The 26,981-nt window shown below is 51.4% G+C and carries 24 protein-coding genes; 9 read left to right on the forward strand and 15 right to left on the reverse strand.

The window, feature by feature from the left end; translation table 11 throughout:
- Window positions 1-226 precede the first annotated feature (226 nt).
- From nfuA to NDQ72_10140, 6 genes are all read left to right on the forward strand, one after another.
- Entirely contained in the window at window positions 227-838 is a 612-nt protein-coding gene (gene nfuA, locus NDQ72_10115) for a Fe-S biogenesis protein NfuA (protein ID WKD30271.1), read from the forward strand.
- A 669-nt stretch (window positions 839-1,507) separates the two neighbouring features.
- Window positions 1,508-3,703 (forward strand): TonB-dependent siderophore receptor, encoded by a 2,196-nt coding sequence (locus NDQ72_10120; GenBank protein ID WKD30272.1) that lies wholly within the window; start codon window positions 1,508-1,510, stop codon window positions 3,701-3,703.
- A gap of 5 nt (window positions 3,704-3,708) precedes the next feature.
- Window positions 3,709-4,866, forward strand: coding sequence for an ABC transporter substrate-binding protein (locus NDQ72_10125; protein ID WKD30273.1), 1,158 nt, complete (start codon window positions 3,709-3,711; stop codon window positions 4,864-4,866).
- The gene (locus NDQ72_10130; GenBank protein ID WKD30274.1) at window positions 4,863-5,930 is read left to right on the forward strand and encodes an iron ABC transporter permease; all 1,068 of its coding nucleotides are present in this window, start codon (window positions 4,863-4,865) and stop codon (window positions 5,928-5,930) included. The genes NDQ72_10125 and NDQ72_10130 overlap by 4 nt, the downstream gene beginning before the upstream one ends.
- A complete protein-coding gene (locus NDQ72_10135) occupies window positions 5,930-6,742 on the forward strand; it encodes an ABC transporter ATP-binding protein (protein ID WKD30275.1) in 813 nt (270 codons plus the stop codon). Before NDQ72_10130 ends, NDQ72_10135 begins: the two co-directional genes overlap by 1 nt.
- Window positions 6,739-8,082: an LLM class flavin-dependent oxidoreductase gene (locus NDQ72_10140; protein WKD30276.1), complete on the forward strand. Its 1,344-nt coding sequence runs from the start codon at window positions 6,739-6,741 to the stop codon at window positions 8,080-8,082. The genes NDQ72_10135 and NDQ72_10140 overlap by 4 nt, the downstream gene beginning before the upstream one ends.
- A gap of 14 nt (window positions 8,083-8,096) precedes the next feature.
- Here the strand turns inward: NDQ72_10140 and NDQ72_10145 are convergent, their stop codons facing one another.
- Window positions 8,097-8,738 (reverse strand): TetR/AcrR family transcriptional regulator, encoded by a 642-nt coding sequence (locus tag NDQ72_10145; GenBank protein WKD30277.1) that lies wholly within the window; start codon window positions 8,736-8,738, stop codon window positions 8,097-8,099.
- Window positions 8,739-8,976: 238 nt separating this feature from the next.
- Window positions 8,977-10,011, reverse strand: coding sequence for a DNA-binding protein (locus NDQ72_10150; protein WKD30278.1), 1,035 nt, complete (start codon window positions 10,009-10,011; stop codon window positions 8,977-8,979).
- A 203-nt stretch (window positions 10,012-10,214) separates the two neighbouring features.
- Between NDQ72_10150 and NDQ72_10155 the strand changes: the two genes are divergently transcribed.
- Together NDQ72_10155 and NDQ72_10160 are read left to right on the forward strand one after the other, a co-directional pair.
- Window positions 10,215-11,411 (forward strand): site-specific integrase, encoded by a 1,197-nt coding sequence (locus tag NDQ72_10155; protein ID WKD30373.1) that lies wholly within the window; start codon window positions 10,215-10,217, stop codon window positions 11,409-11,411.
- Between the two features lie 38 nt (window positions 11,412-11,449).
- A complete protein-coding gene (locus NDQ72_10160) occupies window positions 11,450-11,866 on the forward strand; it encodes a SufE family protein (protein WKD30279.1) in 417 nt (138 codons plus the stop codon).
- Window positions 11,867-11,892: 26 nt separating this feature from the next.
- Here the strand turns inward: NDQ72_10160 and yidD are convergent, their stop codons facing one another.
- The 10 genes from yidD to gorA all read right to left on the reverse strand — a co-directional run bounded on the left by yidD (window position 11,893) and on the right by gorA (window position 20,897).
- Window positions 11,893-12,168, reverse strand: a complete 276-nt coding sequence (yidD, locus tag NDQ72_10165; GenBank protein ID WKD30374.1) for a membrane protein insertion efficiency factor YidD — start codon at window positions 12,166-12,168, stop codon at window positions 11,893-11,895.
- Between the two features lie 71 nt (window positions 12,169-12,239).
- Window positions 12,240-12,707 (reverse strand): phosphoribosyl-AMP cyclohydrolase, encoded by a 468-nt coding sequence (gene hisI, locus NDQ72_10170; GenBank protein ID WKD30280.1) that lies wholly within the window; start codon window positions 12,705-12,707, stop codon window positions 12,240-12,242.
- The gene (locus NDQ72_10175) at window positions 12,707-13,156 is read right to left on the reverse strand and encodes a transcriptional repressor (GenBank protein ID WKD30281.1); all 450 of its coding nucleotides are present in this window, start codon (window positions 13,154-13,156) and stop codon (window positions 12,707-12,709) included. The genes hisI and NDQ72_10175 overlap by 1 nt, the downstream gene beginning before the upstream one ends.
- Window positions 13,157-13,187: 31 nt before the next feature.
- A complete protein-coding gene (locus NDQ72_10180) occupies window positions 13,188-14,186 on the reverse strand; it encodes an alpha-L-glutamate ligase-like protein (GenBank protein WKD30282.1) in 999 nt (332 codons plus the stop codon).
- Window positions 14,183-15,706, reverse strand: coding sequence for an inactive transglutaminase family protein (locus NDQ72_10185; GenBank protein ID WKD30375.1), 1,524 nt, complete (start codon window positions 15,704-15,706; stop codon window positions 14,183-14,185). The genes NDQ72_10180 and NDQ72_10185 overlap by 4 nt, the downstream gene beginning before the upstream one ends.
- 38 nt (window positions 15,707-15,744) lie before the next feature.
- Entirely contained in the window at window positions 15,745-16,584 is an 840-nt protein-coding gene (locus tag NDQ72_10190; GenBank protein WKD30283.1) for an ATP-dependent zinc protease, read from the reverse strand.
- 249 nt (window positions 16,585-16,833) lie between these two features.
- The gene (locus tag NDQ72_10195) at window positions 16,834-17,232 is read right to left on the reverse strand and encodes an ectoine synthase (GenBank protein WKD30284.1); all 399 of its coding nucleotides are present in this window, start codon (window positions 17,230-17,232) and stop codon (window positions 16,834-16,836) included.
- 84 nt (window positions 17,233-17,316) lie between these two features.
- Entirely contained in the window at window positions 17,317-18,585 is a 1,269-nt protein-coding gene (ectB, locus tag NDQ72_10200) for a diaminobutyrate--2-oxoglutarate transaminase (GenBank protein ID WKD30285.1), read from the reverse strand.
- Between the two features lie 114 nt (window positions 18,586-18,699).
- Complete coding sequence (ectA, locus tag NDQ72_10205) at window positions 18,700-19,278, reverse strand: diaminobutyrate acetyltransferase (GenBank protein ID WKD30286.1); 579 nt, start codon at window positions 19,276-19,278, stop codon at window positions 18,700-18,702.
- Between the two features lie 236 nt (window positions 19,279-19,514).
- Window positions 19,515-20,897 carry a glutathione-disulfide reductase gene (gene gorA, locus NDQ72_10210; GenBank protein ID WKD30287.1) on the reverse strand — a complete coding sequence of 461 codons (1,383 nt, stop codon included), beginning with the start codon at window positions 20,895-20,897 and terminating at the stop codon, window positions 19,515-19,517.
- 172 nt (window positions 20,898-21,069) lie between these two features.
- Between gorA and can the strand changes: the two genes are divergently transcribed.
- Complete coding sequence (gene can / locus NDQ72_10215; protein WKD30288.1) at window positions 21,070-21,717, forward strand: carbonate dehydratase; 648 nt, start codon at window positions 21,070-21,072, stop codon at window positions 21,715-21,717.
- 39 nt (window positions 21,718-21,756) lie between these two features.
- Here can and NDQ72_10220 read toward each other — a convergent pair whose 3' ends face one another.
- The 3 genes from NDQ72_10220 to NDQ72_10230 form a co-directional block, all read right to left on the reverse strand.
- Window positions 21,757-22,254 (reverse strand): cytochrome c, encoded by a 498-nt coding sequence (locus tag NDQ72_10220; protein WKD30289.1) that lies wholly within the window; start codon window positions 22,252-22,254, stop codon window positions 21,757-21,759.
- Window positions 22,255-22,339: 85 nt separating this feature from the next.
- Entirely contained in the window at window positions 22,340-22,960 is a 621-nt protein-coding gene (gene msrA / locus NDQ72_10225) for a peptide-methionine (S)-S-oxide reductase MsrA (GenBank protein WKD30290.1), read from the reverse strand.
- A 9-nt stretch (window positions 22,961-22,969) separates the two neighbouring features.
- A complete protein-coding gene (locus NDQ72_10230) occupies window positions 22,970-26,977 on the reverse strand; it encodes a translocation/assembly module TamB (GenBank protein WKD30291.1) in 4,008 nt (1,335 codons plus the stop codon).
- Window positions 26,978-26,981 lie beyond the last annotated feature (4 nt).

The raw sequence follows: 26,981 nt of genomic DNA on the forward strand, positions 1-26,981 counted from the left end.
TGTGAGCGGCGCCTATCATAACAAAGGGCACACCATAGGGCAGCAAGTAAGGGCGTGAAGTTATTGCAGTATCTTAATGAGGCGCGCTCATATACATAGGCAATAGCCTACTAAAATGGTCGGGATTGTGCTGGCGAGCAGTTTTGCTTACCATAGGCGTTAATGAAATAGTTATAAATGACATGTGATGTGGCCACGCCACAACCACGGGAGGATAACATCCCTTATGACCGCGACTATCGAAACTGATACCCAAGGTATTGATATTACTGACAGTGCTCAGGAATATCTTGCTGAACTGCTCGAAAAGCAGAATGTTGAAGGCATTGCTGTACGTATTTTTATCACCCAACCCGGCACGCCTTACGCGGAAACATGTTTAGCCTATTGCCGTCCAGGTGAAGAAGAACCGACTGACGTTAAGCTTGAACTTGAAAAAATTAACGTATTTCTCGATAAAAACAGTTTGGCGTTTTTAGACGAGGCGGTTGTTGATTTTAACGCGGATCGTATGGGCGGCCAGTTAACCATCAAGGCTCCTAACGCGAAAATGCCTAAAGTTAATGCGGACAGCCCGCTGGAAGACCGCATCAACTACACGCTTTACAGCGAGATTAACCCAGGGCTGGCGGCCCACGGTGGTGAAATCAAACTGGTAGAGCTGACCGAAGATAAGGTAGCGATCCTTGCCTTTGGTGGCGGTTGCCAGGGTTGTGCAGCGGTAGATTTAACGCTTAAAGATGGCGTTGAGAAAACGCTGATGGAGCGGATTCCTGAGCTAGCGGGTATCCGTGACGTGACCGATCACACGGATACAACGAACGCTTACTACCGCTAACGCGACTTAGCAGTACAGCTTGTGCTTCAAAAGCCTGACAAAACGGCGCCCCAAATGTTGGACACCCTGTCCGGCCTTTGGGGTTTTTTTGTTGAAAATTAATACGATGAAGTGTTCAACCTACTGATTGTGAGGCGGTTTTTTTACGACCAATCCAGCTGCTAGGACGTGGTATATCAGCACTGCGTGGATAAGTCTGTTTGGGTAGAAGGCTATCAGCAGTCGTATTTTTCAGCAGCTCTGCTGAATTCAGAATACATCCTTCCTTTATTGCATTTCAGGCCTCGTTTAGCCAGAACCAATATGCTGGCGTCGTCAACGTTAGCCAGCGCGTGTTCTTCAACTTCATGCCCATGGAAGCTCATGGTTGAGTGGTAACTGAGGCAACATGTGGCTGTGGTGATGCACGCAAGTAGTGTCTTGCAGTTCACGTGCTGTCCATCTGCTAAGCCTTGTTGTGAGCCTGCTATATGTTGTGACACGCGCGGCCAAGTTAAAAATGCGAATCATTCATATTGACTGACGGTCGGTCGCAAATTATTATTCCTGCTATTAATACATCCGATTTCTTTGCTTAGGACTAATATGGGCCACCTCTTATCACTACATTCCCAAAAACTTCCAATCTCATCATGGTCGGGATTTTCGGCTCCCTTAGTGCCTTCTTGCATGGCGGCTGCCGCTTCTATGCTAATTGCGGGTGGCGTTTCAGCCCATTCAGAAGAAGTCTCAAGCGGTGCGTTTCAGAAACAAGACGCAGATGGATCTGCCAATATTTATACGTTACCGGCTGTGACAATCACCGCGGACAGTGAATGGGATATGGGAAACGGGCCCGTCCAAGGGTATGTGGCTGAGCAATCGACAATTGGGACCAGGGTCGACTCCTCAATCCTGGAAATCCCGCAATCTGTCTCGGTGGTCACTCGACGGCAGATGGACATTCAGCAGCCTGCTAGCAGTAGCTCTGCGCTGCGCTACACCGCTGGAGCGACGAGCGAGAAATATGGGGGCAATGGTAGTTATATTGATATCACCCGAATCCGTGGAGTTGACGCGGATTACTATCTGGATGGTTTGCGGATCATTGGTAATCCAGGAAGCTGGCTACCACAGATCGATCCCTACTCACTAGAGCGGATCGAAGTACTGCGCGGTCCTTCGTCGGCAATATACGGTCAGGGTACAGGCGGCGGTATTGTGAATCAGGTGAGCCGCAGGCCCCAGGAAGTTGAACAGCATGAAGTGAGCCTTCAGTTCGACAACTTTAACCGTAAGCATATAGGGTTGGATAGCAGTGGGGCGGTGAACGATGACGGCTCACTGCTTTATCGCATTACCGCAAGCGGTTTGGATACCGAGGGACAGATTGAGGATGTTCGTCACAAGCGGTTCTATCTGGCTCCGTCACTGACCTGGCGGCCAAACTCACAAACGTCATGGACGATCTTGGCGACGCACTCTCGTGAGCCAGATTTGCCCAACTACAACAGCCTCCCGGCCGTCGTGTTAGGGCTGGATGATAGCGCGTATCCCGAAATTGATCGGAAGAGAAACTTCACGGATATGGATTTCGAGGATTCCTCACGCGACCAGAACTCACTGAGTTCATTCTTCGAATATGATTTTGGCAACAGTTGGACATTTTCCAGTAACGCACGCTACATGGATGTCAGGTCGGATATCCAGCGAGGGATCGTTTACGGATACCAGGAGGTTGATGGTCTACCGCAGCTCCGTGGCTACTACGAACAGACGCCTGCCAAGGTGAGCACATTCTCCATGGACAATTACCTGAGTGGCAATCTGGAGTTGGAGGCAACGACCCATACCATACTGGCGGGAATCGATTACTCATCCGGTACTCTGGAAAACGAGTTATACAGTGTCGGACCTGTGCTTTTCGACCCTTACGGTCCAGAGTATCGTCCAGATATCATGCCCGACTTTACCGCCAGTCGTCAGGCACCATGGAAATCACAGCAAGACTTCACTCGCATAGGCGCATATCTTCAAGACCAAATTGCCTACGACCGGTGGCTTGTGACACTGGGTGTAAGGCATGACTGGTCAACAACCGATGATGAGACGCACAGCTATTCTCCTACTGCACGACTAACCAATCAGGATGATACTAAGTGGAGTGGTCGCGCGGGCTTGAGCTACCAATTTGATGCCGGCCTAGCGCCCTATATCAGCTATTCCACATCCTTTGATCCGCTTTTGGGGACAGACTACAAAGGGGATGCCTTCGTCCCGGTTGAGTCCAGGCAAGCAGAAGTGGGTATCAAATATCAACCTGCGGGCTCCGGAACGTTATTGAGTGCCGCGGTATTCCAGCTGGAACAGACCAACGTAAAAACAAGTGATGCTGATCACCTAGGGTTTAATACCCAAGCAGGTAAAGTTCGCACGCGTGGGCTTGATTTGCAGGCGACCACGGAGCTTGCGCGTAATCTCAACCTGATGGCTAGCTATACCTATCTGGACAATGAGTTGGTCGAGGATGCTTTGTATCAAGGGAACAGCCTGACTCAGACACCTGAGCATAGCGCCTCTGCATGGATGGACTACCAGTTTGGTCATGGCCCGCTTTACGGTTTGCAGGTTGGCGGAGGGGTGCGCTACCTAGGCAAAACCTTTGCCGACCCCAGTAATGATTTTGAGGTGCCTTCAGCTACGCTCTTGGATATGGCGTTAACCTACCAGCTCGGCTTTCTTTCACCGGATCTGAGCGGGGCTTCGTTGGCAGTTAATGTGAGCAACCTGACAGACGAACAGTATGTTGCCAGCTGCACGTCGCGCCTTTACTGCTTCGTCGGACAAGACCGGACGATGACGGCAACACTAAACTATCGTTGGTGATCATCGTGTTCGATAAAACGTTTTCGAGACGCGATGTGCTAAGCGGCATGCTGGCGGGAGGATTGCTTGTTGTCACCTCTCGTCCGCGCGCGGGCATCCAATCTCCAATAGTTATCACTGACATTGCCGCGCGCAGGCTTCACCTCGATTCGCCTATCAAGCGTATCTTGCTGGGCGATGGATCCCTGGCTTATGTCATGGCCTTGCTGAATCCCGAAGACCCATTTGGCGACGTCATAGGATGGGGAGATAACTTCCGGGGGGCGGATTTGGACGGCTATAAAGCCTACCAAAGAGCGTTTTCCGAGATTGACAGCATCCCGTCCTTCCCAAGCCGGACTGTGGACTCTATCGGAGCGGAGTTCGCGATTTCCCTTGAGCCGGACGTGGTCGTGATGAACCTCAGTTCAAAGCCGACAGTCGAGTCGTCCAGGCTGATGCAGACCTTGGCGCGGGTTGGTATTCCTATTGTGTTCGTAGACTTTCGCACTAAGGTACTGGGCAACACTGCCCGGAGTGTGCAGATTCTTGGTGAGTTGCTGGGGAGGTATGACCGTGCCATGGACTTTCTGCACTTCAGGCAGGAACAGATCAACCGAGTAACACAGTCGCTAACGCATGTCCGGACGAAACCGAGCGTCATGATCGAACGTGCCGCCGGGCTATATGACGATTGTTGCCTAACCTACGGCGACGGCAATTTCGGCGAACTAGTTGCTGCCGCTGGTGGCGAGAATATTGGAGCTCGGTTTCTTCATGGACTGTTTGGCACTTTGCATCCAGAACAGGTGGTTGAATCCGAACCGGATGTTGTTCTAGTGACGGGCGCTAACTGGACCCTGTATTCGCCTGCGGGGGATTGGGTTGGCCTTGGGCCCGGCGCTGATATTGCCAAGGGGCAAGCTCGCCTGGAACGGTTGATGGCACGGCCGGCTTATCGGTTGTTATCTGCGGTGAGAACGGGCCGGGTGCATGCGATCTGGCACCCATTTTACGACAACCCGTATCATTTTGTGGCGCTTCAGCGCATAGCTAAATGGTTGCACCCAGAACTGTTCGACTCGCTCGACCCCGACGCGACCTTTGCCGAACTGCATGAACGTTTTCTTCCCGTTTCCTATCAGCCGGGGTATTGGCTCAGCCTGGATGGAGAGTCCTCATGACTGAAACAACGATCATCGAATCGACTGTCCTCAAGCGCGGTCGGTGTTTCTATGTTGGCCTTACCAGGCAGAGGCTGGCCCTACTCGTAGGTATCGCTTTACTGACATTCATGTGTTTCATTGCCGATCTTTCAATCGGTCAAGCTCATTATACGCCGGGGGAGGTACTGGCCGCTCTCTGGAACCCAGATGCCCCTCTCGCTGTTCGGGTCATACTGTGGGACATTCGATTACCGGTAGCACTGACAGCGCTGGTAGTTGGTGCCAGCCTGTCTGTGGCGGGTGTCAAAATGCAGACAGTGCTGGGTAACCCGCTGGCAAGTCCTTTCACGCTGGGGTTGTCCGCGGCGGCAGGTTTTGGTGCTGCGCTTGGGCTGATTCTGGGGGTGAGCATCCTGCCGGCATCGGCCGTGGCCTTTGCCGTTCCGGCCAATGCCTTTGTGGTTTCCATGATCGCTGCACTGGTGATCTACCGCTTGAGCCAAAAGCGGGGTATTACCACCGAGATGATCGTGCTGCTGGGTACCACTCTGGTCTTTACGTTTACTGCATTACTGGAAGCACTGCAGTACATTGCGCCCGATCAGGCGCTTTCCGCCGTGGTGTTCTGGATGATGGGTAGCCTGTCGCGTACCAGCTGGCCGCAGTTGGCCATCCTGAGTGCCATTCTGCTCTTTGTGTCGGTGTTCTTCGCTCGCCAGGCCTGGGCCTTTACGGCGTTGCGCCTTGGAGATGCGCGAGCAACAAGTCTTGGTGTTCCCGTGGGCCGGTTGCGTTTACAGGGAATCCTGTTGGGCAGCTTGCTGGCTTCGGTCTGCGTGTCATTTGTCGGAACCATCGGATTTGTTGGCCTAGTGGCACCTCATATCGCCCGGATGCTGGTGGGGGAAGACCAGCGTTTCCTGCTGCCTGCTTCGGCCCTCTGTGGCGCCTGCATGCTTTCTGCTGCTTCGGTACTGAGCAAAACATTGGTGGAGGGGCAAGCCATACCTATAGGTATTGTCACCTCACTGGTTGGTGTGCCGATGTTTTTTGCATTGATCTTACGGTCGAGGAAACGGTGATGGAGCTGCTCAACGTATCAGGAGTGTCTGTTGCATTCGATACCCGCGTGATATTGCAAAATCTGGACTTTGGCCCTCTGCATGCGGGCAGTGTTACGGCATTGTTGGGGTCCAATGCGGCGGGAAAGTCCACGTTGCTGCGCCGGATGGCCGGTGAGTTGCGAGGGGCGGGTAAAGTTGAGGTGGTTGGGCAGGAGGTTGAGTCCTGGCCGACATACCATAGCAATCGTCCAGCCCATGTCCCCCAGGATATATCGATGGTGTCGTCACTGCGAGTATTCGAAGCCGTGCTGCTGGCGAGTAAGCAAGGTAGCGGTTGGGGGGTGGATGACGATGAAATGGATGTTGTTATCCGCATGCTACAGGCATTGGGTATTCAGGCCTTGGCAGATCGCGAACTAGCCGCACTCAGCGGTGGTCAGCGGCAATTGGTATCCATTGCCCAGGCGCTGGTTCGGGAGCCTCGGGTTCTGTTGCTGGATGAGCCGACCAGCGCCCTCGATCTGCAGAATCAATTTGAGGTGCTTGATTTGCTATGTCAGCTTGCCCATGAGCGCTCCATGTGTGTGATTCTGGCTATACACGATATCAATCATGCGCTGCGTTTTGCCGATCATGTGGTGGTTCTCCATCAGGGCAGAGTTGAAGCGACCGGCTCGCCACGTGAAGTCTTGGCGCCGGGGCTGATGCAAAAGGTCTACGGTGTCATGACGCGTCTAGAGTACTGTTCCCAAGGGTATCCATTTCTGGTCGTGGATCGTTCGGTCAGAGATAGGGCGGAGTTGTCGAAGGCAGAGGAGGCTGCGGTATGAACGGAGATCAGAGGTCGATAGTTCTGCTGGCGATGCCCAGTATCCATTCGGGAGCGTGGCGTTACCCTGGCGCTCAGCCAGATTTTCAATCCAGCTTCGAGCAGATGAAATGGTTTGCCCAGACGTTGGAGCAAGGGTGTTTCGATGGGCTGTTCTTGCCCGATTCTCTGGCCGTTCGGGCAGCGCCGATTGAGGCATTGGCGCGGGGGCACAGTGTCGCTACGCTTGATCCGTTGACGCTGCTGCCTGCACTGGCTGCCGTGACACAGCATATCGGCCTGATTGCCACCGCCAGCACGACCTACAACGAGCCTTATATGCTTGCGCGACGTTTGGCTTCGCTCGATATCATCAGTGGTGGCCGGGCGGGCTGGAACCTAGTGACATCTAGTAATTCCAACGAAGCGGCGAATTTCGGCGTCGAGCAGCATATGGAGCATAGTGCCCGCTATCGGCGGGCGCGGGAATTCTGTTCGGTGATGGACGGATTGTGGGAGAGCTGGGACGAAGATGCGTTCTGCCGGAATGCGGCAAGTGGCTTCTTTTTTGATCCAAGCAAAGTGCATGCGCTTGATCATCGGGGCCCTCATTTTTCAGTACGTGGGCCGCTGAATGTCGAGCGCCCCGTCCAGACGCGGCCGGTGGTGGTTCAGGCCGGTGCGTCAGAGGCTGGACGACAGGTTGCTGCCGAAACAGCCGAGGTGGTTTTTACTTATCAGACTGATTTTCCGGCCGCTCGGCAGTTCTATGCCGACATGCAGCGTCGGGCGCGTGCAGCGGGGCGCCAGAGTGCCTTGAAAATTATTCCAGCAGTGTTTGTTGTGCTGGGAGATACTCTGGAGCAGGCGCAGGAAAAAAGACACCAGCTGGATCGGTTAGTTGATGACGAGAGCAGCCTGGCAACCTTGTCTATCGCGCTTGGACATGACATCTCCCAGTATGATGAAGACGGTCTGCTCCCCGAGATTCCCGAAAGTAATGCCAGTAAAAGTGGCCGTGACCGGGTCATCCAGCTCGCTCGAAGAGAAAACCTGAGTATCATTGCGTTGGCGCGACGCGTGTGTGGGTATCAGGGTCTCGAAATGGTTGGAACGGCGACGATGGTCGTGGACCAAATGCAGCAGTGGTTCGAGGGTGGTGCGGCAGACGGTTTCAATATCATGTTCTCACATTTGCCTGGTGGGGCAACTGAGTTCGTTGAACAGGTGGTACCTGAGCTACAAAGACGCGGTTTGCTCAGAAGACGGTATGAGGGGCGCTCGTTCCGGGAAAACCTCGGGCTGGAAACGCCACCGCATGGTTACTCACGCCGTTGTGTTAACGGAAGTGATTATGAGTAAACGCGACGTCAACCTCACCGACGATTCTTTGCAGGGGACGTCAGCATGTTTAGACAAACATCCGAAACGCTATTGGCAAAGGGCGAGCAGTCTCTTGTTTGAGACGCAATAATGTCGTCCGTAGCGCCATGGACACCGGAATAGATCAATAGCGCTACCACTCTTGGGTTTTTAGGTGCCCATAGGCCCGCGGACCGCCCCCCCTCAATGATGCTCAATAGCTGATCAAGAATGGCGTTCTTAGCCTGGTTGGAGCGATCATGGTGATGGTGATTGGTATAGACGATGTCGTGTGTTCTATAGGTGTCGACGTAGGTTTCGACGTTTGCCCGAATCCAAGCGCGAAGCCGTCCAACCCAGTCGCCTTCGTCACAGGCCTCAAGCGCTTTCTCCAGTTGAGCAAGGAAGTTTTCCGTGTAGCGATTGCCAAGCGCTACCAGGATTTCATTTTTGGAGGAAAAATAATGGTAGAACGTGCCCTTGGCCACGTCTGCGGCTTTGACGATGTCGTTGATAGTGGTTGCTTGAACGCCCTGTTCTAGAAACAGCGCTTCTGCAGCGTTCATTAACTCATTAAGTCGTACATCAGCAGGTTTTGTGCGAGGGCGATTGCGCTGGTCGGCTGGTTTCTTCGCGTCAGAGGACTTTCCTTGCATTTCATTTTCTCAAGTGTTGATAAAGACATGTAGTGTAAAAGCAGGAAGTCTGGATGTCTTTGGGAGCCTGTACTAGCCGCTTGAACTTGCCCATTGATTGGATGATATTGCAGCGGGTCCGGTTTCTAGGCTGAACTCCGCCTCCTTCAATCAAGCCAGAATAGGGAGTTAAGGCTTCTAGTCCTGTGTAGCCTGCCTATGTAAGTATTTGATGCTTTTCATACTTATGAGCTGTAGATCACTCGTTGGTTGGATTGTCTGCTTTTTCTTGCGAGGAGATCGTCTCCGGCAGGGCTGTTAATTGCGCCTGAAGGGCTTCCATTCGTTGCCAAAGCTGTTGCTGCCAGTTTTCGTCCTGAAGTGCCGCTTGGTGCTGCTTTTCTAGTGCTTGGTGGGCTTTATCAAGCTCGCTCTGCAGGCTGGCGTGTTGTTCTTTTAGCGATATATTGTTGCGCTCAAGCTCGTCAATACGCTGTTGCAAGCTGCTGTTGTCTAACTGGTAGTGCTGCAACGTATCTTTTTTGAGCTGAAGTTCTTTCGCCAAGCTGTCTGAGCGCTGTTCCAACTGGAGCAAGCGCTTTTGTAGTGCTTTTTCTTCTTGGGCACGCTCTTGTCTAAGCGTGTCTAGCAACGCCATCAGTTTTCCTTCTGCTGCTTCGTTACGCTGCTCTTCCTGAGCAAGGCGCTGTTCCCAAGCGGCTTGGCGTTGTTGCTGCTCTTCAGTGAAGCGCTCTTTCAGCGAAGCGACATCATGCTCAGATTGGCTAAGCAACTGCTGATATCGCTTAGCATCTTGGTTGGCTTGCTCTGCCTGTTGCTGCCACTGATGCTCGTTCGCTTGGCTAGCGGCCAGCTCGCGATTAAGTGCTTCCAAACGCTGTTCTGTGTGTCGTAGATGCTCTGCAAGGGCGCTTTCTCGTTGCTGCGCATTGGCTGTTTGCTGAAGCGCTTCGGCGGCTTCCTGCTGGGCGCTCTCTACCTGCCGATTAGCATCTTCACGATAGTGGACGAGCGCTTGATTGGCGGCCTCTTGCGCCTCGCGCCATAGCTCGGTTGCGACGTTAACGATGACTTCTGGGACGCCTTTAGGTGGCGGAACATCGCGATTTTGCTCTCGTTCAATACGCCAATTACGGAAATGCTCACTGATCGTTGTGAAGCTGCCGGTTCCCAGTACTTCCCGAATGCGTTGCACGCTAGGAGTGTCGCCGCGAGCGAGCAGGGTGTCGATTGCTTGCTGAACATCACTGTATTGAATCCCGCTGCGAGCCATGGTGCTTATCCCTGTCAGATTGGTAGCGCTATTTTCATAGGGTTTGGTTAAAATTACAATAATTACGTAATACATAAAACGTAAAATTATTTACATTAAGTGCTATAAATTCAAGATTACTGCCCTTATCTTGAATTTTAATGCCGATAGCAGCAGACTTAACCCATTGGAAAGTCAGTCAGTGGACATGGGAGGGCGTAGCGATGCCCGGAGAGGTCGAAAAACAGCAAAAACACGTAGGTAAAAGCCTAGAAAAGGGCAGTTGGCCTGATTTGCTGGCTAAGTCTTCCGTACTCGCCACTCCAGGAACTGACACGCCGTTAATTGATGCTCAAAACGACGTTGAGGCTGTTGCTGCGTGGCTAAGGGAGTATCAAGACAGTCCTCAAACATTGAAAAGTTACCGCCGAGAGGCGGAGCGCCTGCTGCTTTGGCTGTCTAGCCACGGCGCCTCGCTATGCGATATGAATCGTGAAATGTTGCGCCAGTACGACGCTTTTTTGGAAGATCCTCAGCCAGCTGAGCAGTGGGTAGGGGTAAGTAAGCCTCGCAAACATGCGCAATGGCGACCTTTTCGTGGTGGGCTATCGCCAGCAAGCCGTCGGCAAAGTCTGATTATTTTGCAGGGCTTATTTAGCTGGCTGGTGGAAGCAGGGTGGGTACGCCATAACCCATTTGTGCTAATGCGCGATAAGGCAAGGCGGCTGAATAACCAGACGCAAACCATTGAGCGTTATTTAGAGCGCGATCTTTGGGCATGGTTTTGGCAGTGGCTGAATGTGCCAGTCGGGTACGCTAATGAGCGAGAGGCGTATGAGCAAGCGCGGCGACGATTTGTATTCAGCTTCGCTTATCTATTAGCGCCTCGTATTAGTGAAATGGCTAACGCTCGGATGGATGACTTCCAGGAAAGCGAGGGGCGATGGTGGTGGGTGGTGGTCGGTAAGGGGAGTAAGCTTGCACGCATTCCGGTGCCTGATGACATGCTCGAGTGCGTGTTCGAATGGCGGGAAGCGCTAGGATTATCAGGCCTGCCCAGTTATCACGAACCCGACCCTCTTATCCGTGCGCTAGATAAACGTCGTGGCATTAGCGATAACCAACTTTATCGGCTGATTAAAGGCGTATTTAGCGAAGCGGCTGATGCGCTAGAAGCGCAAAATGGCAAGCCTGCCTATGTGAGCGCGCTGCGTCGTGCAACACCCCACTGGCTGCGGCATACGGCGATTACACATCAAGCACAAGCGGGGGTAAGCCTGCGCTATTTAGCCGAGAGCGCGCGCCATTCTAAACTGGATACGACGAGTCGCTACTTACACACCGAAGATAATGAATGGCACCAAGAGCAGCAGCGTCATCGCTTGAAAACGGCCCCAAAAAAGACGTCTAACCCGTTATAATGTCGGTACATTGAGACACCCAACCCAAAGGTAACGCCATGGCAACTTCAGGCGCTGAGCTGGCCCAGCAAGAACTGGTCGAAGAGTTTGAAATATTTGATAACTGGATGGATCGTTATCAATACATTATCGATATGGGGAAGCAACTGCCTGACTTTCCGGAAGAGCAGCGAACTGAAGAGTTTAAGATTCAGGGCTGCCAATCTAACGTATGGATGTGTCACGAAGAGCAGGGCGACAAGCTTATCTTTAAGGCAACGTCGGATGCGGCCATCGTTTCAGGACTGATTGTGTTGCTGCTGAGAATCTATAGCGATCGCACACCTGATGAGATTAGCCAAACCGAGCCTCACTTTTTGAAAGATTTAGGTTTGGATAAGCACCTATCACCTACTCGCAGTAATGGCTTGCATGCCATGTTGGAGCGTATTTACCAAGTGGCAAAACAGTCGTAATTGTAAGCGCGCATTGGAAAGCTTTATCAGTGATGATGGTCGCACTTTGAGTGCGGCGGTGCTGTTAAGTCGGGGTCTTCACGACACAGCTGCTCGCTTCTGCCACCAGGCACGGGATCGATACCACCGGCGCTGCCTGGGTGGCAGCGCATAATACGCTTTATCGCCATCCAGCCGCCCTTGAAAGGGCCATGCACTTGAATGGCTTCAACGGTATAGGACGAGCAGCTTGGCCAGAAGCGGCAGCGCGGCCCCAGCAGGGGGCTAATGGTGTATTGATAGACCTTGATACAGCCAATCATGACGATGGCGAGGGCTTTCAAGGCCCAGTGCTTTGCTTGGGATAGCAGCTTTACCACTATTTCTTTTACCACTATTTCTTGCCGTAAAGTGCCGCTGGGTCGATAAGCGGCTCGCTGGTAATCACCGCACGCTCTTCATTTACCGATAAGTAAAAACAGCTGCGTCGACCGGTGTGGCAAGCGGGTCCCGTTTGATCGACTTGCAGTAATAGCGTGTCACCATCGCAGTCGAGAGCCGCAGATTTCAGCTGCTGTTGTTGGCCCGAGGTTTCACCTTTACGCCAGAGCTTTTTACGCGAGCGTGAATAGTAGCAAACACGCTGCGTTGCTAGCGTTTCTTCGAGTGCCTCGCGGTTCATCCACGCCATCATTAACACTTCACCCGAATCAAACTGCTGGGCAATGGCAGGCAGCAAGCCTTGTTCGTTAAAGCGTACTGCTTCAATAAGCGTTTCTGTCCCGGGCAACGTGTCGGAAGGGCTGGCAGACTCTAGGGCTTTGAATAGGTCGCGCGGGGCTAATTGGTCAAAACGTGACATTACTCGTTACTCGCAGATCGGCAATTTTGGCACAAGCCTTGAAGTTCTATCGTTTGGCGCTCGACGTTAAACCCTTGTCGTTTGGCTAATTCGGCCAGTTGAGCGCTTATTTCATCCAAGTGAAGCTCTTCAACATAGCCACAATGGCGACAAATCAACAGCTGAAAGCCATGGGCATGCTCAGGACAGGCGCAGGCAACGTAAGCGTTTTGTGACTCTATACGATGAACGAGACCTTGTTCGATAAGAAAGTCGAGAGCACGGTAAACCGTGGGAGGTCTTGCTGCGGCATGCTCAGTAGATAGTTGGTCTAACAAGTCATACGCTTTTAGGCCGCCACCATTCTCAGCAATCAGTTCTAGTACACGGCGGCGAATAGGTGTAAATCTCACACCTCGGGTATGACACTGGGATTCCGCTTGTTGTAATAGCGTATTAGCTTCTGTCATTAGGGCACTCGTTGAACGGGATATGCGTAGTCTACGCCGTCGCCGAAGAAGTGTCAGGCGTTTCTACGAGTTCGCTTTGGCGGGCAAAGTGGTGCTGTGCGAACGCTACCCGCTCAGCGACGGGAACACCGTCAGGCTGCTGTTCGATCAGGTCAAGCCGGCGACGAAGTCCTTCTCCGTTGGTCATTTGAATCGCAAGCCCGGGGCGCGCATTAAGCTCAAGCAGCATGGGGCCATGCTTTCTATCTAGCACCATATCGGTGCCAAGATAGCCAAGTCCGGTCATCTCGTAGCAGCCTGCTGCCAGGTGGAGCAGGGTATCCCACTGTGGGACAACCAGACTTGCCAAGTCGTGACCTGTATCTGGGTGGCTGAAGCACGGACGATCAAACTGCACTCCACGTAGGGCCGCGCCTGTGGCAATGTTCAGCCCAACGCCTACGGCCCCTTGGTGAAGGTTGGCCTTGCCATCCGACGCGGCGGTAGAAAGCCGCATCATGGCCATCACTGGATAACCTTTAAACACGATGACTCGAATATCCGGTACGCCTTCATAGGTATAGGCCATCAGGCTTTCATCGAAATTGATCAGTGTTTCGATGACGGCGACATCCGGTGAGCCGCCTAGCGAATACAGCCCAGAAAGTATGTTCGAAACATGGCGCTCAATATCTTCAATCGACAAGCTGGCACCGCTCGGTTTGATGAAGATACCCTCTTGTACCTTTTCAATAACAAGTATGCCTTTTCCGCCACTGCCTTTGGCAGGCTTGATCACAAAGCCCGAATGGCCACTTAGCATCTCGCTGATATGCTTGACCCCAAACTGAGTCGTGACTGTACCAATGAGCTCCGGCGTTGTAATGCCGTAACGTTGCGCAAGAAGCTTGGTTTTCAGCTTGTCGTCAACCAGCGGATATAAACGTCGGGAATTATAGCGGCCGATGTAGCGAATATTTCGCCGATTCATGCCGATAATTCCCTTGTCTCTAAGCCGTGTTGGCCATGTCCAGTTCTTTAGCCAGCTCATGAGGATTTCTCTTCATCAGTAATTGGCTTAAAACGGCGTAGCTCCAATAAGCGGTAGCCCGTGTAATTACCAAGCAACAAGATGAGCGCCATCAGAATGAACTGAACGCCAAGGAAGTTGAAAGTAATGTGGCGAACCCAGGGGTTATTCATGGCAAGGAACGCTAATACAGCGGTTAAGAGGCTGCCTCCGCCTTGAATCAATACCTGCTTTGGCCCTTCCTCTTCCCAGAGAATCGACATCCGCTCAATCGTCCATGCCAGGATGATCATCGGGAAAAATGTGACAGTTAACCCCGCGCTTAGCCCCATACGATAAGCAATAACAGTGAAAATTGAGATGATTGCTATGACAGTGATGATGACCGCCGAAACCCTCGCTACCAGCAATAGGTTGAGGTATGAAAGATAATTACGGATGATCAGGCCTACAGCCACAATCAGCAGGAAGCCAATTAAACCCGTTAGCAGAGTGGTTTGAATAAACGCTAATGCAATCAGCACCGGCATAAAAGTGCCCGATGTTTTTACCCCAACCAACACTCGCAAAAACACCACTACCAGCGCGCCAATGGGTATCAGCAGAATCGTTTGGAAAAGTGCCTGTTCTTCCAAAGGAAGGCTATGGATAGAGAAATTGAGTAGCGTGTCATCAGAGTAGTGATTACGAACCGCCGCAGAAGCAGGTTGGTAATGCGTCAACATTGAAAAGGTGACACGCGAATTGGTTCCGCCCTGGACCTCTAACACCGCGCGACCACCTGTTTCCCAGAGTAGAAGGTTGTCGGGTTTTCCTTGCTCGCCGGTCGTGGGGTTAAAAAGTGTCCAGGTTTCGGCAGATTCGTCGAACACTTGAATCCAACTGCTGAGGGTTTGTCGACGACGACCATCTTCCATCAATAGGCCGCTGACTTCCCTTGCATGAACACCCGCTTGATTCAACAAACGTACAATCAGTGGCGATGGCTGTTGCTGGGCTAAGAGTAGTCGTGCATTTTCCCCTTGGCGTTCGCCATTAATATCTAAAATCAATTCTCTCGCAAAGGTGGCGTTATTGGCGCTACGTGCCCAAGCACGATCAATTAATTGGCTAGCGGCAGTGTCGTACGGGCTTTCCCAGGGAGGAACAGTCGATAATTCTGGTGGCGTTTGCACGGGTGAGCGCGCATCTGGCGAAACAAGCATTTGCACAGAATAGTAAAGCTGCTGGCTACCGGCGGCATTGCGAATAGTCCACTCGGCCTGACGACCTAGTTCATCTGCTTTATAGGCAAGCCCATAGCCGGAAGACGCGGTGTTTTCCGTCAAAACCCGATATCCGGCCTGATGAGAAGGCAGCGCTAGATCAACCTGCACAGGGCCGTCCTGGGCATTAAAGTTGATAACAGCTTCGATTTCCCATACTTGGCGCTGTTCGCCGGGTAGCCAGGGGATTTCAAACTGAACATGTCGATGCACACTGGCGGCAATACCAACCAACAGCAGTAGTCCAACGATCAAATAAAACGGCAACCGTGACATCATGATTCCTTTCAGCGAAAAACGGCGGGGGAGAACTGTTACTCTTCAGTATCGTCTTGATCTGCTGCTTCATCTTCAGCGGCTTGATCGGCAGGTTCACCGCCAGGGAATTCTGGACGTTCGTAAAGATAGGTTTGAGCAACATCAATGGTGGCAATATCCATCATGAATCGCCGTCCTAACAGCACTGGGTAGTCCAAGTGGGTGCGATTATTAAGCGTGAACTCAACGTTTTCGCGGATTGGGCCCAAGGTCATTAACAGTGAGATCACTGGGCGAGACTCTTCACCAGATGCCTGAACAATACGCACCCTACGTACAATTGGCGCTTCGATCCATTCATCACGCACGCGATCTACGACCACGTCTTCGTCATTTAGTGCCAACTTAAAGCGCACCCAATTTTCACCATCACGTTCAAAGCGGGTAATTTCGGCTGCTGATAGTGATGAAGTGTTGGCTCCTGAATCAACGCGCGCCTTCAAATAAGTGCCAACACTGGGTAAACCAACCCATTCACTGCGGCCCAGCAGTGTTTTGTTGTCTTGAGTGGCATCAACATCGCACTCTTCACGAACAATAACGGGATCTTCACCGCGAGCTTGTAGACCAGCCACATCTTGGCGCAAATAGCGCAACAGGCTACCGACTTCGCGAACATCAGCTGTCAACGCTCGCTGTTGGTTAAGCTGCTGCTCGTGTAGTAGTGCAGACGCAGATGCACACTGCTGAGCAAGAGAGGTTTCAAGTTCAAGGATGCGGGTGTTAAAAGACGCTTCGCTTAATGGCGGTGGCTCATTCGTTTCTGGCGGTGTCACAGCACAGCCTGCAAACGAAAGCGACAAACCAGCCATTAGACACAATACACCTGAGCGCATAACGTGAGATATCCTTAAACAAGAAGAGCATGAATGATAAGGAGAAGGACATTGTATTGTCCAACTTGATCCGCTGGTTTTGGAACCTTTATTTAGTTAATTTAACATAATATATATTATGCGAACCTGCATGATCTCACGGGCATCACGTTAAAATCCTAATCATCAATGGCAACCCTCATAAAAAACAGCCTGCTTTTTAAGCAGGCTGTTTTGTCATTAGCCAATCCGTAACGCTAACGTTAGGCCTTACTCACCAGCGGGTGCAGCGTATGAGCCGTCTTCCTGGTGTACTTCATTACCAGTAATTGCTGGCGTGAAGACGCATGCGACGGTCATGCCTTTTTCTTTACCGCGTAACAGGTGTTCGTCGTGCTGATCCAGCAGATAAATATCGCCTGCTTTGATCGGCCAGATTTTGCCATCGGCTAGGGTTTCTACTTCGCCTTCGCCTTCATAGCAAAACACAGCTTCATAGTGGTTTTTGTAATGAATATGCGTCTCAGTGCCTGGGAAAATACGGGTAATATGAAATGAAAAACCCGCATTATCATTGGCTAGAACAAGACGCGTGCTGTCCCAATTGCCATTTTCGGCGGTGACAAGGCGATCTGTTTTGCGTGCTTCTTCAAGATTACGAACGATCATAGAATTGCTCCGTTATGAGGCACTTGGTATTAACCGAAGCGGCCCAGTGCTGAATCGATGCTGCAAAATTAGCCTAACTCTACATCACGCTTGGATAACAGCATTGACCGAGGCTTCTAGAATATCCAGCGCTTCCAGCAAGTCCTCATCACTGATAGTCAGCGGGCATAAGCATTTCACTACTTCGCCGTCTTGGCCGCTGGTCTCAATAATAAGGCCGTGCTCAAATGCTTTGCTGGTGATTTTGTCGGCAATATCACCAGAGACAACATCAATACCGCGCATGAGGCCGCGTCCACGTTCAGTGGCAGGCATGCCGTTCTCACTGAGTAAGGCTGCCAGCTTTTGGAAACGTTCTTCAACAATACGCGCTTTGCGCTGAACATCACGCTCAAAAACATCATTTGACCAATATTTTTTAAGCGCAGCCGTAGCGGTCACCATCGCCAGACTGAAACCACGGAACGTGCCGTTGTACTGACCTGGCTTCCATTTATCAAGCTCTGGACGCATCAATACATGGGCAAATGGCAGCCCGAATCCAGAGAGTGATTTTGAGTTCGTCACGATATCAGGCGTGATGCCCGCGTGTTCAAAGCTAAAGAACTTACCCGTGCGGCCACAGCCTGCTTGGATGTCATCGATGATCAACAGAATATCATGGGCGTGACAGATACTTTCTAAACGCTTGAGCCACTCAAGGCCTGCCACGTTAATACCGCCCTCGCCTTGCACGGTTTCGACAATAACACCTGCCGGTATATCGAGGCCGCCAGATTTGTCGTTAAGTAATTTTTCGAAGTAATCCAGCGTATCCGCATGCTCTCCCATATAACCATCAAAGGGTAAAAAGCTTGCGCCCTGTGTGGGAATGCCACCGGTCGCTTCGCGGAACTTGCGGTTACCCGTGGTTGCCAGTGCTCCCATGGTGACGCCGTGGAAGCCGTTGGTGAAGGTCACAATATTATGGCGACCTTTAGCAACACGGGCCAAACGGATGGCCGCTTCTACTGCGTTAGTGCCTGTCGGACCAGGCAGATGTACCTTGTAGTCTAAGCCACGCGGTTTGAAGATAACTTCTTCAAGGGTTTCCAGGTAATCACGCTTTGCCGCGGTCCACATATCCAAGCCATGAACAATGCCATCTGTTGACAGATAGTCGATCATTGCTTGTTTGAGATGTGGGTTGTTGTGGCCGTAATTGAGCGTGCCGGCACCGGCTAGGAAATCAATGTACTCACGACCATTCTCGTCCGTTAAACGAGCATTCTGGGCTTTCGTAAACACAACGGGGAATGAGCGCGAATAAGTACGTACGTTAGATTCCATGCGTTCAAGCGTTTGGGTCTGCATTAACGACCTCCTTTTTAAATCATTGAGCCAAGCGTAGGACAAACTGGCGGAAACAGCGGTAACACGTAACCAGCTAGCAAGAACCGCGTATTGGGCAATAGCTGGTCCGTTCCGTTACATGCTGTCTGTTTGAAATGGACCTATACGAACTAGGTTTTCAGGATCATGCTCTCCACCGAGTTGTTCGGTAGAGAAATATTCACGGCTATTTAAAGGGGCTTGCCAGCGTGCAGCTAAGCGGCGAAATAAGCCCCAAGAGGCCTGATTGTCTGGAGTGATCGTCGTTTCCAGATGATGCACATCATCAAGCTCTGGACGCGACATAATGGCTTCGACTAAGCGGCGTGCCAAGCCTGTACCACGTGCTTTTTCACCGACGGCAACCTGCCATAGAAAGTAGGTATCCGGCGCGTTGTCTTTCACATAGCCAGATACAAATCCTACTATCTCGCCCTCTTCATTTGTTGCGACCGCACAGGTATCGCGAAACTGAGTTGCCAACAGTAAATAAGCATAAGCAGAATTAACATCAAGCGGTGGGCAAGCTTTTATCAACTCGTAGACGCCCCAACCATCATCTGCATTCGGCTTGCGAATAAATAACGGAGTAGATGCATGACCGACCACAGCATCAGCGACTGTTGGGCGTGCAAGGTCTGCAGAAGGGGTAAAAGGTGTTATTGGCGTGCTCATGGTTATGCTTCGCTGTAGCGAATTTGAGCGCCATTATAACAGCTGATTATGAGCAATTCAAAAATCATATTATTCATCCCGTCCTTTTCCATAATTTTTGGTTATCAAAGGCGTCTCTACCTGCAAAAATCAGGTGAAAGAGCCGCTGTATTGAAAGAGTTTAGATCAACCTCACATAGCTGCGAGACAAAAAAAGGCGAGCTAATGCTCGCCTTAAAAATGTGAATTTTATGTAATCAATTGCGCGTAGCTGTTCTCATTGTCACAAACTCTTCCGCACCTGTTGGGTGGATACCGATGGTACGATCAAAATCTTCTTTTGTAAGCCCCGCCCTGACCGCAATGGCAATCCCTTGTATTAATTCACCGGCCTCTTCACCTACCATGTGAGCCCCTACGACAACATCTGTCGCATCATCAACGATTAGCTTCATTAAGGTGCGTTCTTGGCTACCTGACAATGTGTGTTTCATTGCTTTAAAGTCCGCGCTATAAACGCGAATCTTGCCAATGTTTTCTCTGGCAGCCTCTTCAGATAGCCCTACCGTCCCAATATTGGGATGACAAAAAACAGCCGTAGGAATCGTGGCATAGTCCAACGGTTTAGGCAGTGTTTCATTGAAGTGGATATCGACTAGCTGCATCGCCTCAGCCAGTGCTACGGGCGTCAACTCAGGCCCCTGGGTCAAATCGCCAAGCGCCAAAATTGAAGGAACCGACGTCTCGTAGCGTTCATTCACGGGGATTTTTCCACTGCTATCAAGATGAATGCCCAATGCTTCAAGCCCTAGCCCCTGCGTATTGGCGTTACGTCCTGTCGCTGCTAAGACGGCATCTACCTCTTGAACATCACCGTTAGTTAAATACACGTTAAACGCCGAGCCATTGGGTTCAATCCGTTCAATATTGGTATTGAAATGCAGGTTGACGCCCTTTTTGCTCATTTCATCGCGGGTAAAAGCTCGAACTTCTTCATCAAACCCTTTTAGAAACAGCTCTCCACGATAAATCAAATGTGTTTCACTACCGAGGCCGTTAAAAATGCTCGCGAATTCGACCGCAATATAGCCGCCTCCCAACACCAGAAACCGCTCTGGAAAAGCATCAAGGTCAAATATCTGGTTTGAAGTGACTGTGTATTCACTGCCAGGAAAATCAGGCACCCATGGCCAACCACCTGTCGCTAGCAGTATCTTTTGTGCGGTTACTTGGGTAACGCTCTCTTCCGAGGTCAATGAAACGGTGTGTGCATCTGTCACGGTTGCTCTAGCGTGGAGCAGTACGACTCCCGCGCCCTCTAACATCCGCTGATAAATGCCATTAAGCCGTTTTATTTCACTGGTTTTATTATCGCGTAGCACTGACCACTCAAAGACAGCAGGCCCAGGCAACTGCCATCCAAAGCCTGCGGCATCATCGAAGCTGTCGTGAAAGTGGGCCGCATAGGAGTACAGTTTTTTAGGCACACAGCCGACATTGACACAGGTGCCGCCCAAGTAACGGTCTTCAGCTATAGCAACTCTGGCACCGGTTGCAGCTGCCATCCGTGCGGCGCGAACACCCCCTGACCCTGCTCCAATTACCAGTAAATCGTATTCATATTCCGCGTTATCAGCCATGTGCTATTCCTATCCTGAACCATTGCATGTACTTATCGGTCATGTACTTACCGACAACGGTCGTTAAGCACAAAGATTGACCTTAGATTCTGAGAAGGTTAAAACCCCTCTCTCTGTACCCTAGTTTGCTCTATCTTGAACCTAACAGCTCCTAACCTGTGACGGAGATCCAATGTCTAACGCTATTGAAACACTGCTTGATAATAATCGCGCCTGGGCAGAGCGTATGTGTGAGGAAGATCCTGACTACTTTAAACGCCTTTCCAATCAGCAAAACCCTGATTACCTCTGGATTGGTTGTTCTGACAGTCGTGTGCCTGCTAACCAAATTATTGCCCTTCCGCCAGGCGAAGTCTTTGTCCATCGTAATGTCGCTAACCTTCTCCACCATACCGATATGAACGCACTGTCAGTCGTGCAGTTTGCGGTGGATGTACTCAAGGTCAGTCATATCATGATTGTGGGGCACTACGGTTGTGGTGGCATTAAGGCGGCAGTAACCGGCGGTGAGTGCGGAGTCGTCGATTACTGGCTGCATTCGGTGCGCGAACAGTATAACCATCACCGTAATACGCTTGAACATTTACCAATGGAAGAGCAAATTGACCGCATGTGCGAATTGAACGTAAAGGCTCAAGTTAATAGCTTGTGCCGAACCAAAATTCTGCAACGTGCCTGGCAGAGAGGCCAAGATATTTCAGTGCATGGTTGGGTCTATGGGTTGAGCGACGGCCGTGTAAAAGATCTCAAATGCACCATAACCGGCCTGGAGCAGGTTGAGACCCTTTATCGTATCGACCGCCTTCAACAAAGCGACTGACACTATCTGTGCCTATCGCTCTAATGACATCGATCTCGGTCAGTTATAGCGGTAGGCGCGATGACAACTTTTACAGCTTAAGCCAACATCAGAAAATGCTCGCGTGGCCGCGCGATAGTCCTCTTGCTCGGCCGCATCGATCAGCGCCGCCACCTTTTGCTCAAGATCCGTAAATCCCGCTGCGAAATCTTCCCACTCTTCCCAGATTTCTGGGCGAGCGTCAGATCCACGCCCATGAGTGCCGACAATAAACGCGGGCAAAAAATGAGCTTGAGTCGCCTGTTCCTGAAGCGTTGCTAAGCGCGGCGCGGCTCCGCGTGCATCCTGGTTATTCACCAAGTCAAAACGCAGCTGACGCAGAAGGCTTTCTAGCTCTTTCAATTCATCCTGACGCCATATGACCGCTTCTCGCTCACTTGAAAACGGGCTCTCTTCAACCGTTTGTGGCATCGCTGGCACGACATCTTCAGTAATTTCCTCGGCTATAGCGGGCGTCGCAATTGCAGCAGAGATGACCAAGGCCCAAGCCGAAGGCATGAGCCATGAACGTTTTAAAGTGTGTGGCATTTTACTGACCTTATTACTGACCTTGTGATGGAGTACTTGGCTCTTTTCACCACGACTAACCGATGGGGCAAGTAACGCCAGTCCCTTTAAGTCCACAGTACCCCGCAGGGTTCTTATCCAAATACTGCTGATGATACGCCTCCGCGTAGTAAAAAATATTCAGCGGCTTGATCTCGGTAGTAATAGTTCCACGGCCAGCCTCATCGAGCGCCTTTTGATAGGCATTGGCACTCTTTTCAGCAGCCACCAACTGAGCAGCCGTTGTTGTGAAAATGGCAGAGCGGTACTGGCTACCCACATCGTTGCCTTGACGATTGCCTTGAGTAGGGTCGTGCTGCTCCCAAAAAATTTGCAACAGCGTAGCCAAGGATGTGGCACTGGGGTCGTATACCACTCGAACCACCTCGGTATGGCCTGTTTGTCCCGTACACGTTTCTTGATAAGTTGGGTTTTGTGTTTCTCCCCCGGCATAACCTGCGGCAGTGACGTATACCCCCGGCACTTGCCAAAACAGGCGTTCAACGCCCCAAAAGCACCCCATGCCTAACACAATTTCTTCATACCCTGCTGGGAAAGGAGGGTGAAGTGAGTGGCCAGTAACGGTATGTACGCTGCTCGTTTCAATCGGCGTTACGCGGCCAAGCGGTGCTGAATTTGCTTTAGAAAATAGCGTCATAACGCCCTCTTATTGCCGTGGATAAATCGTAGGGTCACCTGACCGAGTAAATGTATAGATTAAGTCGACGGCTTGATTTGCACCAGATACTGCCTGCACATATAGGTTGCGCCAAAGTGTGTAGCGTAGGGTCAGTTCTGCAATGGGCGAGAAAATCCCAACGCCGTAGCTAATTCGAATATCGTCGGTTAACTGCCCAGTGAGTGCTACTTGGCTGTTGTCACCTGCCCCGGTGGTATCCAAGGTTAAATCGCTAATACCAAACGCTTCCCCAATGGAACCAACGGCTCCGCCTGTCTTACCGAGAGACATACCGATTAAGGCGGTAGTAAGCGCACTATCGATCCCTCCTCCAGCAGCATCGGGTGCACGCCCTCTCAATAAATATGACAGCGCACGGGTTTCATCCATTGCTGGTTCTGAAAAAATCAGTAAGTTGGGCTCTTCTGCATTGCCACTGACACGAAGACCGGCAATAACCTCATCTTCTGTGATTTCAGGATTACGAATTGCTTCGAAATCGAGAATTGGCAGCCCCGGAGGGCCGCTGAATATCAGCTGTCCACGGCGAATCAGCAGATCCTGACTAAAGGCTTTAAAACGACCATTGATAAGATTGACATCACCAAACAGCTGAAGTGCACCGCTGCCTTGACGAATTTCTAACGTGCCACCTAAATCAGAATTAAGCCCATATGCTGATATTTGCATATCACGGCCCAAGGTTAGTGTGATGAGCACATCAATGTCCATTCCTGATTGTGAAAGCTCATCAGCAGCGCTTGGCTCGCCATTCGCAGCCCGTTGCTGAGCCAGTCGCTCAGCTTCTCGATCATCGCGTTCGGTGATAATGACTTCGTCAGAGCTTGGGCTAACAGCTGAGGCAGGAAGATCGCCAACTTCTAAGCGCGCCCACGGTAGATCGACATTGCCACGTACTTGCAAGCGATCCGGTGTTACTCGAATGCGGATATCAGGCGCTGCTTCTAAACGCCCAAACTGTGGCAAAACGATTAATAATGGCTCCTGAGTCGCGTTAACATCGACACCAATACGCCAGTCGTCATCTGCGGGCAAGTAAGCATCCCCAGTGATATTCAAGCGACCACGTTCAGCAGCAACAAAACCATTTATGTCCCCTTGTTCGCCGTCAAACGCAACGACCAGCTCGCCATCTTTGATATCGATAGGAATATCTGGGCCATGAACGCTTAGATTGCGAAGCGCAAGCTGTCCCTGTAAATCGGGCTGACTGGTGGTTCCTGCAATTTGTATACGGCCATTTAAGTCGCCCTCTAAGCGATCCATGCCCACCACCAATGGACGGTAAGGTGCTAAGGAAAGCGCTTGGGCGCTTAGCTCGCCGCTAAGACCACCACGACCAAGTGGATCACTAATGCTGAGATCGAGTGCCAGCTCACCAGCATCTTCAAACGACAGTACAATATCGGCATCAGCTTGAGCTTGGCTGGCGTCTAACTGCGTGTTTAAGCTAATCACAGGAAGCTGTACGGGCTGGCCGTAATCGTTGACTGCCGTAATCGCTAACTCACTTAATACCTGAACATCGGCTTGCCACTGAGCTCCCCCTTGGCGCCAAGCTGCAACAATGTCTGCCGTTGTGTCACCCTCAAAGCTCCACTCTTCTGGCAATAAAGGCTCGAGAGCTTCCATCGGCACTTCTCTGATGCTCAACACCGCGCGCCCTTGGTCAGCCGATGCGGCAATCTGTTCTTGCGAGCAAACAAGCCCTCCTTCTTCGCGACGCACGCAGAAAGGTGAGAGTTGCGCTTGGCCGTTAGCTAGGTTGTAACGAATATCAAGAGGGGCTTCTAAACGTAGGTTGCCAAACTCGGAGTCGATTTCCAGTGGTGTTAGTTGGCCCTGATACTGCTGCGCTTGCTGATCAAAACGCCCATCTAGAGCTACAAGCGCACGGCTTAGCATGTTATCGGCTTGGCCGTCGACACTGACAGTGAGTGCATGCTGAGATAGGCGTCCGTTAAGCTCAAGGGCAATACTCGAAAATGCCTGCCCACCTGCATTGACCTGCTGCAAACCAAGGTTAATGTCTAGCGTTGGGTCTTCGATCCCCTCGATATTGCTGGTCAGTGATAACGTTTCAAGACGGTTTTCGGCAAACTGCAAATCACGTCCAGTTAATTCGGCTTCCACCCTAGGTTGGCTAATGCTACCTCTGGCCAGAATATTACCTGTTAATGTCCCCGCTAAGTCTGGATGCAGCGTCTGTAATTGACGCAATGCAATCTCGGTGTCTAGCGACATTGCTTGCTCACTAACTTGACCAGAGGCCGTTAATCGGTTGTCTCCCTGAGTAAAAAGCAGTTCTTGGATATCTACTTCAAGCGCACTGTTAGCCTCTAAGGAGGCTTGTAGCGCCAAGGGGTACTCCTGGAGCTCCCCAGTAATATCGAGGACTGGCAGACTGACTTCCCAGAGGTCACCGGTTTGACGCACACTAGCGGTAATGTCGCCATTGAGATTGCCGTTGAGCTGTTCGACAAAGTGCGAGGGATCAAATTGATCCAGCCTGATGGTGGTATCAACGCGTAGTGACGAAGCCCAATTCACTTCCCCTTCACTACTGAGCGAACTGTCATCAATCGCTAGGGTTAGCGGCGTCCAGCGGAACGATGAAAGATCTCCGTTGCCACTGAGTCGAATATCGGTGGCCGGCACTTGCGGGCCTTGAGCGTTTAAGGAAAGCGTTGTCTGGTACGCTTCCAAACTGCCGCTAGCAATGATGTCTATATCTTCAGCAACATAGGGTTCTGCCGTTGCCTCGTCACTACTAGGTTGTGTGAGTGGCCACTGTAGGCGGTTACTCTGCAGCCGTATTTCGAAGGGTAGCGTCGGTGCCAGCGCATCGACTTGAGCCTCCAGTGTTGCATTAACGACACCGGATGCCCCTAAACTGGCTGTCAGCTCATCTAGGGATCCCGACAGCTCCAAAACAAGCTCTTCGCCACTTAGCTCAGGAAATATCTCGGGTAAAAACAAGGTTGTCGTTAATCGAGCATCTAACGGATAGCTGTCTGATAATGTGGCGTTGGCTGTTAAGTTCGCCTCGGCATCAGGCGTGAGCAACTCTAATGAGCGGAGAGTTATTTGGTTGCCTTCAGCACTCGCAACCACGGCTAATCGTTCGACTTGGTAATCAACGGCTCCGCTGACAGTGACATCAGTCACGGTGAAGGATGCTAAGTCGATATCAATGGGAAGCACTATTTCAGGTAGCTCAATTCGCTCCCGTGCTGTTAAGGCCTCTACCGCTTGATCAGGTTCTGCTATGACCGGTTGGGTAGCCATAACCGCACCATCAATAGCAGATGCATGTAACGGCGTCTGGATACCTTCTGTTAGCTGAGTGCCTGCCGTGGGAGGCAAGTACACAGTTGGCTGCATGAGCGTAGTGGGCGCGATACTGACAAGATGTTGCTGCGCAGTAATTGCGGTTGAAAACGACTCCCAGCCGACGCGAGTTCCATCAGCTAGCTGCAGTTGAACGTTAGTGAACTCAACTGAACGTAGTTCAATAGGAAAAGGAAGTTGGATGCTAGGCATCCCATCAGATTCTGGTGAGTCTTTCTCCGCTTCAGTGCTCTCGCCCAAACGTATATCTGCGCCTTCTACATGCAATTTGTCTAGGCAAAGCTTACCTGACAGCACACAGTCTTCGGCCCAGGCTAACTCAAGGCTGTCGACGTTGACGCGCGTCTCACCAAGCGATAGCTGAAAACCGCGTAAGGCAAACTGGTCTAGCAGTGCGCCCTCCTGGTGTTCATACGTAAAGAAGCCCCGTTGCTCCCCTTGCGAAAACAGTTGACCTGTTCCCCAAGGAGAGAGCGCAACGCCGAGTAGCAGAGCGACCAGACCAAATAGCCAGAGTGGTAGCACAATGGCTAATCGTACAAAACTCCACAAAAACAATCCTATACGATGTTTAACTGAGAGCGGTTGACGCTTGATAGATGCCGCTGTTGCAACCTTAGCCAAAATG

It is taken from the genome of Halomonas sp. KG2 (assembly GCA_030440445.1).
GTDB lineage: Bacteria > Pseudomonadota > Gammaproteobacteria > Pseudomonadales > Halomonadaceae > Vreelandella.

Excerpts from the sequence above, each read along its gene's own strand:
- nfuA (WKD30271.1), top strand. The coding sequence starts at position 227 with ATGACCGCGACTATCGAAACTGATACCCAAGGTATTGATATTACTGAC.
- NDQ72_10120 (WKD30272.1), top strand. The coding sequence starts at position 1,508 with ATGGCGGCTGCCGCTTCTATGCTAATTGCGGGTGGCGTTTCAGCCCAT.
- NDQ72_10130 (WKD30274.1), top strand. The coding sequence starts at position 4,863 with ATGACTGAAACAACGATCATCGAATCGACTGTCCTCAAGCGCGGTCGG.
- NDQ72_10135 (WKD30275.1), top strand. The coding sequence starts at position 5,930 with ATGGAGCTGCTCAACGTATCAGGAGTGTCTGTTGCATTCGATACCCGC.
- NDQ72_10140 (WKD30276.1), top strand. The coding sequence starts at position 6,739 with ATGAACGGAGATCAGAGGTCGATAGTTCTGCTGGCGATGCCCAGTATC.
- NDQ72_10145 (WKD30277.1), bottom strand. The coding sequence starts at position 8,738 with ATGCAAGGAAAGTCCTCTGACGCGAAGAAACCAGCCGACCAGCGCAAT.
- NDQ72_10150 (WKD30278.1), bottom strand. The coding sequence starts at position 10,011 with ATGGCTCGCAGCGGGATTCAATACAGTGATGTTCAGCAAGCAATCGAC.
- NDQ72_10155 (WKD30373.1), top strand. The coding sequence starts at position 10,215 with ATGCCCGGAGAGGTCGAAAAACAGCAAAAACACGTAGGTAAAAGCCTA.
- NDQ72_10160 (WKD30279.1), top strand. The coding sequence starts at position 11,450 with ATGGCAACTTCAGGCGCTGAGCTGGCCCAGCAAGAACTGGTCGAAGAG.
- yidD (WKD30374.1), bottom strand. The coding sequence starts at position 12,168 with ATGATTGGCTGTATCAAGGTCTATCAATACACCATTAGCCCCCTGCTG.
- hisI (WKD30280.1), bottom strand. The coding sequence starts at position 12,707 with ATGTCACGTTTTGACCAATTAGCCCCGCGCGACCTATTCAAAGCCCTA.
- NDQ72_10175 (WKD30281.1), bottom strand. The coding sequence starts at position 13,156 with ATGACAGAAGCTAATACGCTATTACAACAAGCGGAATCCCAGTGTCAT.
- NDQ72_10180 (WKD30282.1), bottom strand. The coding sequence starts at position 14,186 with ATGAGCTGGCTAAAGAACTGGACATGGCCAACACGGCTTAGAGACAAG.
- NDQ72_10185 (WKD30375.1), bottom strand. The coding sequence starts at position 15,706 with ATGTCACGGTTGCCGTTTTATTTGATCGTTGGACTACTGCTGTTGGTT.
- NDQ72_10190 (WKD30283.1), bottom strand. The coding sequence starts at position 16,584 with ATGCGCTCAGGTGTATTGTGTCTAATGGCTGGTTTGTCGCTTTCGTTT.
- NDQ72_10195 (WKD30284.1), bottom strand. The coding sequence starts at position 17,232 with ATGATCGTTCGTAATCTTGAAGAAGCACGCAAAACAGATCGCCTTGTC.
- ectB (WKD30285.1), bottom strand. The coding sequence starts at position 18,585 with ATGCAGACCCAAACGCTTGAACGCATGGAATCTAACGTACGTACTTAT.
- ectA (WKD30286.1), bottom strand. The coding sequence starts at position 19,278 with ATGAGCACGCCAATAACACCTTTTACCCCTTCTGCAGACCTTGCACGC.
- gorA (WKD30287.1), bottom strand. The coding sequence starts at position 20,897 with ATGGCTGATAACGCGGAATATGAATACGATTTACTGGTAATTGGAGCA.
- can (WKD30288.1), top strand. The coding sequence starts at position 21,070 with ATGTCTAACGCTATTGAAACACTGCTTGATAATAATCGCGCCTGGGCA.
- NDQ72_10220 (WKD30289.1), bottom strand. The coding sequence starts at position 22,254 with ATGCCTTCGGCTTGGGCCTTGGTCATCTCTGCTGCAATTGCGACGCCC.
- msrA (WKD30290.1), bottom strand. The coding sequence starts at position 22,960 with ATGACGCTATTTTCTAAAGCAAATTCAGCACCGCTTGGCCGCGTAACG.